General features: G+C 54.6%; 11 protein-coding genes and 1 riboswitch. Of the genes, 8 read left to right on the top strand and 3 right to left on the bottom strand.

The window, feature by feature from the left end; genetic code table 11:
• The first annotated feature begins 21 nt into the window (after positions 1-21).
• The 3 genes from CDH47_RS05100 (at position 22) to CDH47_RS05090 (ending at position 3,464) form a co-directional block, all read left to right on the top strand.
• Positions 22-969 carry a 5-oxoprolinase subunit C family protein gene (locus tag CDH47_RS05100; RefSeq protein WP_100638796.1) on the top strand — a complete coding sequence of 316 codons (948 nt, stop codon included), beginning with the start codon at positions 22-24 and terminating at the stop codon, positions 967-969.
• Between the two features lie 120 nt (positions 970-1,089).
• The gene (gene nhaB / locus CDH47_RS05095; RefSeq protein ID WP_100638795.1) at positions 1,090-2,595 is read left to right on the top strand and encodes a sodium/proton antiporter NhaB; all 1,506 of its coding nucleotides are present in this window, start codon (positions 1,090-1,092) and stop codon (positions 2,593-2,595) included.
• 104 nt (positions 2,596-2,699) lie between these two features.
• Positions 2,700-3,464, top strand: a complete 765-nt coding sequence (locus CDH47_RS05090) for a substrate-binding periplasmic protein (protein ID WP_100638794.1) — start codon at positions 2,700-2,702, stop codon at positions 3,462-3,464.
• A 9-nt stretch (positions 3,465-3,473) separates the two neighbouring features.
• Here the strand turns inward: CDH47_RS05090 and CDH47_RS05085 are convergent, their stop codons facing one another.
• Positions 3,474-4,106, bottom strand: a complete 633-nt coding sequence (locus CDH47_RS05085; protein ID WP_420843666.1) for a DUF3047 domain-containing protein — start codon at positions 4,104-4,106, stop codon at positions 3,474-3,476.
• A gap of 186 nt (positions 4,107-4,292) precedes the next feature.
• Positions 4,293-4,489, top strand: a riboswitch (cobalamin riboswitch).
• A 145-nt stretch (positions 4,490-4,634) separates the two neighbouring features.
• On the opposite strand from CDH47_RS05085, the gene CDH47_RS05080 reads away from it, so the two are divergent.
• The 5 genes from CDH47_RS05080 to CDH47_RS05060 all read left to right on the top strand — a co-directional run bounded on the left by CDH47_RS05080 (position 4,635) and on the right by CDH47_RS05060 (position 12,007).
• Positions 4,635-7,403 (top strand): ribonucleoside-diphosphate reductase subunit alpha, encoded by a 2,769-nt coding sequence (locus tag CDH47_RS05080; RefSeq protein WP_100638793.1) that lies wholly within the window; start codon positions 4,635-4,637, stop codon positions 7,401-7,403.
• 28 nt (positions 7,404-7,431) lie between these two features.
• Complete coding sequence (locus tag CDH47_RS05075; RefSeq protein ID WP_100638792.1) at positions 7,432-8,490, top strand: ribonucleotide-diphosphate reductase subunit beta; 1,059 nt, start codon at positions 7,432-7,434, stop codon at positions 8,488-8,490.
• Between the two features lie 250 nt (positions 8,491-8,740).
• The gene (locus tag CDH47_RS05070) at positions 8,741-10,243 is read left to right on the top strand and encodes a CHASE2 domain-containing protein (RefSeq protein ID WP_161494477.1); all 1,503 of its coding nucleotides are present in this window, start codon (positions 8,741-8,743) and stop codon (positions 10,241-10,243) included.
• Positions 10,170-10,526, top strand: a complete 357-nt coding sequence (locus tag CDH47_RS05065; protein ID WP_153045468.1) for a hypothetical protein — start codon at positions 10,170-10,172, stop codon at positions 10,524-10,526. The genes CDH47_RS05070 and CDH47_RS05065 overlap by 74 nt, the downstream gene beginning before the upstream one ends.
• Entirely contained in the window at positions 10,523-12,007 is a 1,485-nt protein-coding gene (locus tag CDH47_RS05060; protein ID WP_153045467.1) for a M48 family metalloprotease, read from the top strand. The genes CDH47_RS05065 and CDH47_RS05060 overlap by 4 nt, the downstream gene beginning before the upstream one ends.
• Before the next feature lie 133 nt (positions 12,008-12,140).
• Here CDH47_RS05060 and CDH47_RS05055 read toward each other — a convergent pair whose 3' ends face one another.
• Entirely contained in the window at positions 12,141-12,743 is a 603-nt protein-coding gene (locus CDH47_RS05055; RefSeq protein ID WP_100638788.1) for a cysteine hydrolase family protein, read from the bottom strand.
• Between the two features lie 190 nt (positions 12,744-12,933).
• Positions 12,934-13,479, bottom strand: a complete 546-nt coding sequence (locus tag CDH47_RS05050; protein WP_239985582.1) for a phage integrase N-terminal SAM-like domain-containing protein — start codon at positions 13,477-13,479, stop codon at positions 12,934-12,936.
• Positions 13,480-13,624 lie beyond the last annotated feature (145 nt).

The following is a 13,624-nucleotide window of genomic DNA, read 5'->3' as shown; positions in this document are numbered from 1 at the left end:
CCGGAGCCGGGAATCCGGGTAATGCGCGCCGGGCCCCTTGCTCTCCTTCAAGACAGCGGCAGGTTTGGTGCACGCCACCTGGGTGTGACTCAGGGCGGCCCGGCCGATCTCTACTCCTGGGCATGGGCTAACCACCTCACCGGAAATCCCTGGGGTACAGCCAATCTGGAGGTTACCTTCGGTGGCCTGCAACTGGTTGCGGTGAAAGATCTCGATATAGCCATTACAGGTGCCGACCTGGCCGTAACCATCGAGCATAACCCTGTTCCCCTTTGGCAGCGAATAACCTGGAAAGAAGGCGAAATCCTGAGGTTTTCAGCACCTGTGAGCGGGCTTAGAGCTTACCTGGCAGTATGTGGTGGATTTGCGGCGGAACCGGTGCTGGGGAGTGTGGCCTGCGTAACCCGTGAACAACTGGGCGGGTTCAGGGGGGATGGAATGAAACTGGCACCGGGTGATGAGCTTTCTGTGTTCTGCCCGGAGCCTGCCAGTGGCCAGATATCTGGACAAGCCCCGGAAGAGATCGTGCCGGATTTCAGTCAACCGGCTTTTCTGCATTTGCTTCCAGGTGCACAGATTGCATCTTTTAGCGGCCGTAGCCTGTTTGATGCATTCAATGCCTGGTGGCAAGTGGATGACCGTGCCGATCGTATGGGGGTGCGTCTTACCGGGCCGAGGCTGAGAAGCAGTATCAGCACACTGGTTTCAGAGGGAATTAACCTCGGCGGCGTGCAAGTGCCGCCGGATGGTCAGCCAATTGTATTGCTGAATGATCGCCAGACCATTGGCGGTTATCCGCGGCTAGGCTCACTAACGCCCCTGTCAGCCTCGCGACTGGCTCAGTGTTTACCGAGAGAGCGAGTAAGACTGGTGGCCAGAGGAAGCGCGGCTGCAGTCAAAGAACATCGGGCGTTCCGCGCAGTTTTCCAGTTTATGCCCCGTTTGATGAGAGGTAGGGCGCCTAGCTGACAGTACTAAAGAACAGGACTATCCTGTATCTTTGTAACATTAATCGGCGCAGAAATGTCAAGGAAGTTAAAGGCATGACGCCATAACTGTTATCGCTCGCTAAACCAGAAGAATTCCGTAATGCCCACAACCGTGTTTTCCGCATTTTCCAGCAACTTTCTTGGCAAGGCTCCCGTTTGGTACAAGCAGATTATTCTGCTGTTTTTGCTCATTAACCCAATTGTTTTGTACCTGCTGGGGCCGGTTACAGCCGGCTGGTTGCTCATCGCCGAGTTCATTTTCACCCTCGCCATGGCGCTGAAATGCTACCCACTATTACCCGGTGGTTTGTTGGCGATAGAGGCATTGTTGATTGGTCTTACTACGACCGATGCTGTGTATCTGGAAGTGTTGACCAACTTCCCGGTCATTCTGCTGCTGATGTTCATGGTGGCCGGCATTTACTTCATGCAGGATCTGCTGTTGGTGGCGTTTACCCAGATTCTGGTTGGGGTGCGTTCCAAATCGGCTCTCTCGCTTCTGTTCTGTGCAACCTCAGCGGTACTTTCTGCCTTTCTGGATGCGCTTACGGTGACTGCCGTTATTATCAGCGTGACCGTCGGTTTCTTTTCCGTTTACCACAAAGTGGCCTCCGGTAAGGGGTATCAGAGCAGTGATCATAATTCCGACAGTGATGACGAGGTTATCGAACTTCACCGGAAAGACCTGGAAAATTTTCGGGCGTTTTTGCGCAGTCTGCTGATGCACGGCGCCATAGGGACAGCCCTGGGTGGCGTTGCAACCATGGTTGGTGAACCCCAAAACCTGCTGATTGCCAAGGTGGTGGGTTGGGACTTTATCGGGTTTTTCTTGCACATGGCGCCGGTCAGTGTGCCGGTGCTGGTAGCAGGATTGGTAACCTGCTGGGTGCTGGAAAAGATGCGCTGGTTTGGCTACGGCGGTCGCCTACCCAAGCCGGTACGGCGGGTGTTGGAAGAGTTTGCTGATAACGAGCGGGCCAAGCGCACCAAGGCAGATCAGGCGGCACTCTGGGTGCAAGCGGCTGCAGCGGTTATTCTGGTGCTGGGTCTGGCACTGCACTTGGCGGAAGTGGGCCTGATCGGTTTGCTTGTAATTATCCTGATCACCTCATTTACCGGTGTGACCAGTGAACACCAGATAGGGAAAGCCTTTCAGGAGTCATTGCCGTTCACCTCGCTGTTGGTTGTTTTCTTTGCCGTGGTGGCGGTTATCCATGAACAGCACTTGTTCAAACCGGTGATCGACTATGTGTTGTCACTACCCGAAGGGCAACAGCCGGGCATGTTCTTTCTCGCTAACGGCCTGCTTTCCATGATCAGCGATAACGTTTTTGTGGCAACGGTTTATATCAGTGAGATCAAACAGGCACTGGATGCCGGCAGTATCAGCTACGAGCACTTCCAAAGCCTTGCCGTTGCCATCAACACAGGTACCAACCTCCCAAGCGTTGCGACCCCGAATGGTCAGGCGGCTTTCCTGTTCTTGCTGACTTCAGCCATTGCGCCATTGGTTCGACTGTCCTATGGTCGAATGGTGGTTATGGCATTCCCCTACACGGTTGTGATGGGGGGTGTTGGCCTGTATATGGTTATGTACCATATTTGATGGTTTCCAATCAGCTCCGTAAGCGTATTGTTACTATGCGTAGAGTCTGGAATGTGTACAGGGTCCCGGCTTTGTTTTGTCGGACGTCAGTGCGGGCACTGGTTATGCTCGCATTCCTGGCGGTTGCCGGACTGGCGCATCCTGTTCTGGCTGATCCCGGCGGAAACAGACTTCGCATCGCCTACGCTGACTTTCCTCCCGTGGAGTACCAGAATGAGCAGGGTGAGCCGGCAGGTTTTTTTGTTGACCTCACTCGAAGAGTTGTGGAGGAAGCCGGCTACGAGGCTGAGTTTATCTACTTGCCTGTAAGCCGGATTTATCTTTATCTGAAAAACGGCACGGTTGATCTGTTTCCCGGCCTCTCCAATACCCCCAGTCTTGCGAATGAGGTAATGGAGAGTTGGGTGAACGTGTATCCAACACGGCTCAATGCCTGGTACCTGGCGGGTTCAGAGCCGCTGACTCATTTTGAACAACTTGAAGGCAAAACCGTTATCGTGATTGCGGGGTACACCTATGGTGGGCTGCTGTCATGGCTTGAGCGTTCCGATCACATTCAGGTTACGGAAGCTCCGAACAGCCGGGCGGCGATGGAGATGCTCAAGCTAAAGCGTGGTGATTTTGTACTGGATTACCGCGAAACGGTGGAGGAAATGCTGATTAAACCCTCAGATAGCTCAATTCGCGGTTCTGAGGTGAGATCACGCTATTCCGCCTGGCTGTATTCCCTGGCAAACCCCAAGGCGGCACTGCTCCGGGAAAAACTTGATGATGCCTATTTGCGGCTTGTTGATCGAGGTGAGGCTCCACCCGTTCATCCTTTCAAGGCGGGCTATGTTATCCCCGGGTTTCCCGAAGAGTATCGTTAGATCCGCGTTCTAATCCTGTTTGGCTTTGGTCAGGGTAATATCGCCATACCAGGCCGTCGCCTGCCCATCGGTATTGTCTGAATCCGACATAATTGCTATACCCCGGATTGGTGGTGGGTTTTCCCCGAATGCTTGGTGATAGTCCGCCACAATATCCCGCTCAATACTCACCCATTCTCCGACCTTTTCCTTACCAGAACTGACCGCAATCATTACGGTTTTGTCTGTGTAGGGGTTGGCTACGAATTCACCCTCCTGGAGGGTGTTTGCCCAGATGTAATTCAGGGCATTGCCCGGCAGTTCCTCGCCAAACAGCAATTCCACAGTTTTGCGCTTCGCCCGTTCAAAAAAGCCCGCCTTTCCCGGCTCGAATTCAAAGGCGACGTAGATCCGGGCAGGGTAATCATCGCCGGATTTTGCCCGGGCATCGCCCTTTTCAAACACATTGGACACCTTCCAGCGCCAGTTCAGCAGCGGTGCGATTTCAGGTTCTATATCCAGCCGGGTAATCAGGCCGGAAGCGCCGCCGTCTGTTTCAGCTTTAACTACCTGGGCGCCGTCCTCCGTAACAAGTTCATAACGTGAGTGCTGCTTTATCTTGGGGAATTCCAGCGGTTCCCAGCCATCGGATAGCGATTCCATTTTTGAGAAAGGGGAAAGAAATGGCTCCTGCGCCAGCAGGTGTGGAGAAGCCAGAGAGGCCAGAATGCAAACCAGTGAGCTATAAGAGCGGTTGGCGATAAACATGAAATTTTCCCACTTTTCTGTGTGTTTGTGATAGACCGGCAGATTAGGGAAAGGTGCCTTGTCTCTCCTGTTTTTCCCGTATATAGTGCCCACATCCTTGGTTGGATACCAAATATGGTATTCAGGAATCCGGTGAGAATCCGGAACTGACGCGCAGCGGTATTGGGGAACGAGCGTGGCATAAAGACACTGGCGCAAGCCGGGAAGTCGCCACGCAAGGCAGAGCCGAAAGGTTCATGCCCCTGAGTCCGAAGACAAGCCAGGGAATACACACTGCACCTTCGCGACTCAGGCGCCTGCATTTGGCACCATAAGGTGAGCAGCAACGAACAAGGCATGATTGCAGCGATTAAAGGCTGATGCCGACGTTTGTCCTGCGTACGCGAAGGTTATGGAATTCACGCGTATTCAGGAGAACACCGCATGTCTGCGACCGCTCTGGCCGAGCCCCAACTCTCATCACCATCCGCCACAGAAGCCCTGCAAGTTATCAAGCGCAACGGCAATCTGGTCAGCTTTACCCCATCCAAAATCAGCGTAGCCGTAACCAAGGCTTTTCTTGCCGTTGAAGGCGACGAAGCTGCAGGCTCTGCTCGCATAAACGACGCTGTACACCGGGTAACCGAGCAAGTGGTGCAGGCCATCAGCCGCCGATTGAAAGCCGGTGGCCGGGTACACATCGAAGACATACAAGACCAGGTAGAACTGGCCCTGATGCGTGCGGAAGAGCAGAAAGTTGCCCGTGCCTATGTGCTCTACCGCGAAGAACACGCCCGCGAACGCGCCCTGCACGAACCGGTAGAAGCTCACCCAACGCTCACCGTAAGGCAGGCCAATGGCCGAACTGCGCCGCTGGACTTGGGCCTGATGAAGCAACAGGTCGAAAAGGCCGCGCTAGGGCTGGATGGCATAGAAGCCGAATCCCTGGTGGAAGACGCCATTCGCAACCTCTACAACGGCATCGATGAAGCCGAAGTACTGAGCGCCCTGATCATGACCGCTCGCGGCCGTATCGAGCGCGAGCCAGACTACAGCGCCGTGACTGCTCGCTTGCTGCTGGAGCAACTGCGCCTTGAAAGCGTGACCGCTCTGAACCTCGATGCCAGCCTGAGCCTTGCGGACATTTATCCACAGGCCCTGACCGCCTTTATCCATGCCGGTATTCGTTACGAACTGCTGGATGAAGCCATGGCCGCATTTGATCTCGAGCGGTTGGGCGCGGCAATCAAACCTGAACGCGACCAGAAGTTTGGCTTTCTCGGCCTGCAAACCCTGTACGACCGTTACTTCCTGCACTGGAAAGGCGAGCGCCTGGAGCTGCCGCAGGTATTCTTCATGCGCGCCGCCATGGGCTTGGCCCTGCGTGAAGACGACCCCAACAGCCGTGCCATCGAGTTTTATAACCTGTTGTCGTCGTTCGACTACATGGCCTCCACGCCCACGCTGTTCAACAGCGGCACCCGCCACTCCCAGCTGTCGTCTTGCTACCTCACCACCGTAGGCGACGACCTTGAAGACATCTACGGCGCCATTCGCGACAACGCCATGCTCTCGAAATGGGCTGGCGGTCTGGGCAACGACTGGACGCCCGTGCGCGCGCTGGGTTCCCGCATCAAAGGCACCAACGGCCAAAGCCAAGGTGTGGTTCCGTTCCTGAAAGTGGTGAACGACACCGCCGTAGCGGTAAACCAAGGCGGCAAGCGCAAAGGCGCCGTGTGTGCTTATCTGGAAAGCTGGCACCTGGACATCGAAGAGTTTCTGGAACTGCGGAAAAACACCGGTGACGAACGCCGCCGCACCCACGACATGAACACCGCCAACTGGGTGCCGGACCTGCTGATTGAACGCATGCGCCAGGACCGCGACTGGACCCTGTTCAGCCCCAGCGACGTGCCGGACCTGCACGACCTGTACGGCAACGAATTCCGCGAGCGTTACGAGCATTACGAAGCTCTGGCCGCGGAAGGCAAAATCGAGCTGTTCAAAACCATCCCGGCCAAACAGCTGTGGCGCAAAATGCTGACCGTGTTGTTTGAAACCGGCCACCCGTGGATCACCTTCAAAGACCCCTGCAACCTGCGCTCGCCACAGCAGCATAAGGGCGTGGTGCACAGCTCTAACTTGTGTACCGAAATCACCCTGAACACCAGCGCCGATGAAATCGCCGTGTGTAACCTGGGCTCGGTGAACCTGGCCGCTCACATCAGCAACGGCGAGTTGGATGTACAGCGCCTTGAGCGCACCGTAAACACCGCTGTGCGCATGCTCGACAACGTGATCGACATCAACTTCTACGCCGTGCCACAAGCGCGTAACTCCAACCTGAAGCACCGCCCAGTGGGACTTGGCCTGATGGGCTTCCAGGATGCGCTGTACGCACTGGGCCTGCCGTACACCAGCCCGCAAGCAGTGGAATTCGCCGACGTGGCCATGGAGCAGCTGAGTTACTTCGCCATTCGCGCCTCCGCCCAACTGGCGGCCGAGCGGGGCGCTTATGAAACCTACGAAGGTTCCCTGTGGAGCCAGGGCATACTGCCCATCGATTCCATCGAACTGTTGAAAGCCGCGCGCCTTGAAGGCGACCTGAGCGTGAACACCGACAGCCGTTTGGACTGGGCGCCGGTGCGCGACCTTATCGCCAAGCATGGCATGCGCAACAGCAACGTAATGGCCATTGCGCCCACCGCCACCATCTCCAACATTGTGGGTGTGTCGCAATCCATCGAGCCGGCATACCAAAACCTGTTTGTGAAATCGAACCTCTCCGGCGAATTCACCGTGGTGAACCCATCCCTCGTGCGCGACCTCAAGGCGGTCGGCCTGTGGGACAACGTGATGGTGAACGACCTCAAATACTACGACGGCAGCGTGCAGCAAATTGAGCGCATACCCACCGAACTGAAATCCCGTTACGCCACCGCGTTTGAAATCGACGCGCGCTGGCTGGTGGAAGCCGCCTCCCGCCGCCAGAAGTGGCTGGATCAGGCCCAGAGTTTGAACCTGTACATGGCCGAACCCAGCGGTAAAAAGCTGGACGAGTTGTACCAACTGGCGTGGGAACGTGGCCTGAAAACCACCTACTACCTGCGCTCGCTCGGTGCTACTGGCGTGAATGAAAGTGCTGCCCCGGTAGCCGCACCGCAGCCCCAAGTGTGCAGCATCGACGAACCCGACTGCGAAGCCTGTCAGTAACCACTTACTTATTCAGAGAGGCACAACCATGTTGAATTGGGACGACGAAACCAAACCCCAAAGCCAGCCCGCTGCACACAGCAGCGTGGCCCCGGTGAACGTAGACGACAAACGCGTGATCAACGGCGAAACCGACGTAAACCAGTTGGCGCCGTTTAAATACCCGTGGGCTTGGGAGTTCTTCATGAACGCCAACAAAAACCACTGGACCCCGCTAGACGTGAACATGGCGCAAGACGTTCACGACTACCACCACCGCCTGAACCCGGCGGAAAAGCACGTGTTCGAAAACGTGGTGGCCTACCTGACCACCTCCGACATACTGGCCATGCGCAACATCGGCCTCGCGGTGATGGAAAAAATGACCGCGCCCGAACTGCAAATTTACCAGGCGCGCCAGGTATACGAAGAGGCCCTGCACACCTGGACCTACCAGCACTGCATTGAAACCCTCAACCTAGACCAAAGCGAAATCTACAACCGCTACCGCGTAGTGCCGCAAATAAACGCCAAAATCCAGATGGCCAACCGTCGCCTGGACGCCGCCATGCGCTCCGATCTGAACCTGCGTAACAAAGACGACCTGCAAGAATTCATCATGTCGTACCTGTTCTTCGCCGCAGTGTTTGAAGGCTGCTGGTTCTACAACGGCTTCAGCCCCATCTTCGCCCTGCAACGCCGCGGCTTGATGCGCGGCACCGGCGAACAGTTCCAGTACATACTGCGCGATGAAGCCATGCACTTCGCCTTCGGCCTGAAAGTGGTCAACCAGATACTGGAAGAAGAAAACATCAGCTTCGACCCCAAAGCCGTGCGTGAGATGTGGGACGAATCCGAAGCCGCCGAACGCGACTACGCCAACTACATTTTACGCGACCCGATACTGGGCTACTCCGCGGAATACCACACAGAACAATTCCGCTTCATAGCCAACCGCCGCGCCCGCACCGTGGGCCTGGAAGAACCCTTCCCGGGGGCGAAAAACGTATCCCCCTGGCTGGAAGAACAAGCCACCATGCGTAAGGAGAAGAACTTCTTTGAAACGCGGGTGATTGAGTACCAAACCGGGGCTCAGTTGGAGTGGTGATCGACCAGGCTCTATGTCTCGCTCGGGTTACAGGTGTCCATTAACGCCCGGCACTTGTCACAAAGAGTGGAAAGTGTCAGCTCATTTTACAGTTAAGTGCATACTCTCAAAAGGCGTATGCACTTAACTGTCTAACTAGGGGTAAATTTTTAGCCAATGGCTTAAATGTTGCGTTATTTATCAGATGTAAATAATGCTCGCTTCCGCAGTGCGGGCAAACCGGGATTCTATTCCCATGCGGAGGCGCAGGGTGGGCACAATAAAGGGCATCTCTTTATTGGACTTGGTACGCCGTCACTGGCGGGTACTATTAGTGGGGTACGTCTTCGCTTTTGTTGATCCTTTCGGTATCAATTCGAAGACTAGTCAGGCCCTCAGCGATGCTTTTGATCGCATGTACTCTCCGGTCTACACCCGTGAACTCGCCAACTTCCCTTCCGCCGACCTTGTTGACGTTATCCTCATAGACGACTTTTCGATTCGCTCTCTTTCAAATCCGGAAATTGGATACCTGCAAGCGAATGACTGGCCGCTGTCCTACAACGACTATGGTGTAATAATTAATGCGCTGAAGCGGCTTGGCTATGGCACGATCATTCTTGATATTACCTTCTACAGAGAGCGTCGGTTAGGGGGGGAGACGAACAAGAGTTTCCAGAACCTGATCAGACGACTCGATTATTTGCGCGATGAAGTGGGCACACGTGTAATTTTGGGCGCAGGTGTCAATCCAGAACCAGAGCTTGAAGAGTCAATATTGCCCCTGATTGACTCGGTAACAGCTGCGGGGTTAACCGGTTGGTCAGGTTATGGCGAGTATTACCCGGTATTCCTGGAACTGGGCGACCGTAAGACACTGGCAAAAGCGGGATTTGATGCCTACTGTCGCCACCCCGACTGTGATGACCTGGCCGAGGCGAAAGCGGCCCCGTTGGTGCCCAGTGGGACGGGAATGCATATAAGCTGGGGCCAGCCTGCGCAGAGAGTGGCTGCTTCGTTACGCTGCGACACCGGCCATGAGCCAAGTGCTAATTCAGTAAAAGTGTTTGGTCTTGTAGTGTGGGATGCTATCCGAAATTTATTCGGATCCGAGACCATTGGATCCGGTGGCCAACAGCCCTGCCCACCTATACCCACCGCGATGCTCAGTGATGTGTTCTGTCCTAAGGGCAAATGCGATGATTTCTTTCCAACAGGAGGATCGCAGAGCGAACGGATTGCCATGGTTGGGGTTTCCCTTCCGTCGGCAAGAGACCTGTTTGATCCCCCTATACCCGGTCGCTTGCCGGGCGTTTATCTGCACGCGGAGGCTCTCCGCAATCTGCTTTTTTACGGCCCTGACTATCTGAAACCCATTGGTTTGAAGCTAAATCTGGGGTTTAACGGGAAGCCGCCCTGGACTCTTCCCATTGATCTGATTCTGGCCTGGCCGTTGCTCCTTTGGGTTGTGCTGGTTGTGGTGCGCATGCTTTTACACTGGCGATGGGGCTGGGAATACACCTCGGGCTGGCCCGAATTAACGATGGAACTTATTGAAACAACAGTGGTTTTGGTTTTGCTTGGTCTGATCTATATCGCGGTCTTGCAGTGCAATCGTACCCCTGGCTTCCTCACAGACCTCATGGCTTTTATGCCGTGGCTGTGGGTAGCCATCCGGAATGAGCGAAAGGAGATGGAAAATGAATATAAAACACGCGCTTTGGCTGCTTGTACTCCTGAGCAGCTCGGTAGTGGCAGAGACGCTGGTTATTGAAGGTTTTCATGATGGGGAAGATGCCTTCGTGTTCAAATCCGATGGTTCTATGGTGGAGCTTAAGAACTCGGGATTGAAAGCCCCCTATAAATTTGATGTTACCGGCAAGGAGGGTGGTCAGTACCTGTTTAATGCAGAGGGAGAACAGTATCGGGTGTTTATTCCCGAGGTAATAACGAACCAGACAGCGGCAATCAAAATTCCGTGTGATCGCCCCCAGATCCTGCTTGCCAGCGATCATCGTAATGCCAGCGCCCGTGGCCTGGGGGAGGACTGCGAGTGAGGTTACATACACGATATTCCGGGGTTGCTCTGATTGTCGTAATGGGGCTGACCGGGTGCAGTTCTTCACCGTATCAGTCTGAAGACTGGGCCAGCGACCGCGAGTTAAGGCAGACAGAAATCAAAAAACTCACGGCCAAAGCTGAACAGCACAGTGCCGACAATCGGGACCCGTTAGAGGACGCGGTGCTGCTTCGAAGCGATAGTGTATCTCCGCTGGAGGCTACTTCCGTGACAGCCGAACTCCAGGCCATTGCCGACGAACTTTCAAACGATTGGCATGGCACACCGTGCCGTTGTCAGGTTCGGTTGGGGCCGCGGTATAGCTTTGGTGGCTTTACCTACCCCAACGGCACCATCGTAGTTCAGGCCGGCACACTGGAGTACCTGGATACCCGCGACGAAGTCGCAGCGCTGCTGGCGCATGAACTTTCCCATTTGTGGTTGGCCCATCACCAAAAAAATGAGCTACAGACCGGTGCAACGGGTTTAGTCGATCTGGCCCAGGCAATTTCAATATTCAGTCACGACGACAATGCGCGGGAAACAACGCTACGCATTGGCGGATCAACGGACGCCTTGGTTGCCGCTGCGGGTTTTACTCAGTGGAACAGGGAGCAGGAGACAGAAGCCGATCTGTTGGCAGCCAAAGTACTGGAAGCCTCCCGTTACAGCCCGATGTCGATGGTCGCGCTGCTAACAAAACTCAGTAAAGGAAAAAACGATGTGCCGATAGCCGGCAGTGCTTATGAAGAAATGGGGGCCGCTGCGGCAAATAAACTCAAAAACGAAGAAACTGAAGTCAGCGACAGCCAGATCCAGAAATGGATTTCTTCCGTCGCCAGTGACATGAGCGGCCGGGAATACCTATCCTCAGAGGAGCGGCGACAGATTGTCCGGATGGTTATCTATGATCTCGATGGGGCTGCCTTGGCCCGGTCGTTCAGCGATATGCAGATCAATGTGGATGAGTTGAAGCCGGTGACGTCACTTAAGAAGATCGATAACTATGAGCCGACAAGCCCATCTTATGCAGAGCTTGTTGATCAGGCACTGGCCTACGAGCCCAACAACCTCCATTTGCAACTGGTGAAATTCCGGACAGTGCTGGCTCGAAAAGACTGGCAACAGGCAACTCAGATGGCCAGAGGATTTATTCAAAGGCCGGATGCAACCTTTAGTGCCTTGAGTGAAGCGACCCGCTTTCTGGATCAGCATCATGAAGTAACCGATTCGGAGCGCAAGTCACTGGTGTATGAAGCAGTGTTAAAATTGGCCAAACTTGACCTTCCCGATGCCTACGTCGCCGACCAGTATTACTTGTCTAAACGATATGAAGTGCCTCTGCATGACATGTTGAATCAAAAACTGTGTGAGGCCGGTACAGGGAAAGTAAATGTTCGGGAGCGATGTGAACTGGCAAAGCAGGCACTGGAGAGCCAGCGCAGTTTTTACCAGACATTAGCAGAGGCAGGATTATAGGCGCTGGAGCAGTATCCGTTTCAGCACCATCTTCGCTTTGCAGCGCTGACGCCAGGGCGGTTGAGTGCCAGGCCGGGGCGCAACTGGCGTGGTCATGCTGAGCCCCGGTTAAGAGAGTTACGGGATATACCGGTCAGTCTGGAACATCAGTCGTTGAGGGAACCACGGCAGAAGGCAAGTCCGACAGGGCTGCTAATGCGGCCTCATGAACCTGCTCGGATGGAACCGTTTTGCCAGAGGCCCTCGACGGCAAAGAACGGGTTGCCGTAGCAGAGGCAACCACCGTGGGATTGTACCCCAGCGTGAATGCAGCGCGGGCAGTAGAATTAATGCACATGTGAGACATAAACCCGGTCAGAATCAGGTTCTTGATACCGGCGTTCTGCAGCTGTTCGTCCAGGTCTGTCTGGGCAAAGGAGCTGGGGAAGTTCTTGGTGATAACCGCTTCGCCCGCAATCGGGGCTACCGCGTCGGCAATCTGGCCGATGGGAGCTGTCAGATCGTAAGGTGAGCCTGGTCCAGCGTCGTGCTGAATATGAAAGACCGGGCGGCCTGCAGCACGGAAACGTTGCAGTAGAACCTTGCACTCCTCTAAGGCAGGCTCCACGTGGTCGAGCTTCATCACGCCTTCGCGATAGGTATTCTGGGCATCAATAATCACCAGGGCAGATTCGCTGATTGGGCTGGCAGTATTGCCAAGACCCACGATGTCCCTGAGGGTTGTTAGATCGCTCATGATATATCCTTCAAAGTTGGTCGCCGACCAAATTAGTGCATTGAATGGCGGCTCAATGAGTAACAGGCTCCAGGAGCCTGGCCAAAACGGCTCTTGTATATGTACGTTACTCGGCGGCTTTAGGCAAAAGAACCAACATAAAGGCTGAATTGCCTGCTACTCGGGAAGTAATGCCTCAGTACTGGCCAAGTCAGAAGCCCTCGTCCACCGGACTGCGAACACCAAAACCACCTTTGCCACTTCGAACCACTAACTGTTGCATATCAAAATCAACATCTTTCACTCTCAGGCGCAAGGCTTCATTAATACGCAGACCGGAGCCATAGAGCAGCATGGCAACAAGCTTGTAGTCACCGCTCAGATTACGAATAACGGATCTCGCTTCTTCGGCACTGAATACCGTTGGAAGCTTAACCGGTTTTTTTGAGTGCTTGAAGTTGAGATCATCCAGAGGTTGGCTCAGGAATTCCCGATAGAGAAATACCAAGGCGTTTAGAGCGACCCTCTGGGTAGAGGCGCTTGCGTTTGCATGCAAAACAAGATGAGACAGAAATGCTTCGACTTCTGAAGAGCCCATAACCTCAGGGTGCTGCAGACCATGGAAACGGATAAAACGCTTGATCCAGAACAGGTAGGTTTTCTCTGTTTTATACGCCATGCCTCGCAGGCGTATAAAAGCACGGACCTTGTCCAAAAAGCGGGTTGGTTGGGCTGGTATCGGGGTGGGGATTTCCATATCCATCGATCTTTCATTACTGGTTTTATATGGCTCTTCACTTATCTGTGTGGGTCAGGTGCCATTGGCAGTCCGCCGTAGTGAAATAGAATCGCCCGCTTGAACCTCTCCTTGTTCCGGAATCCCCGAGACCGAACCTTTACCG

Source organism: Marinobacter salexigens, from assembly GCF_002806945.1.
GTDB lineage: Bacteria > Pseudomonadota > Gammaproteobacteria > Pseudomonadales > Oleiphilaceae > Marinobacter > Marinobacter salexigens.
The sequence above is the reverse complement of the archived record's forward strand: the minus strand, read 5'-3'. Positions and strand labels throughout refer to the sequence as shown.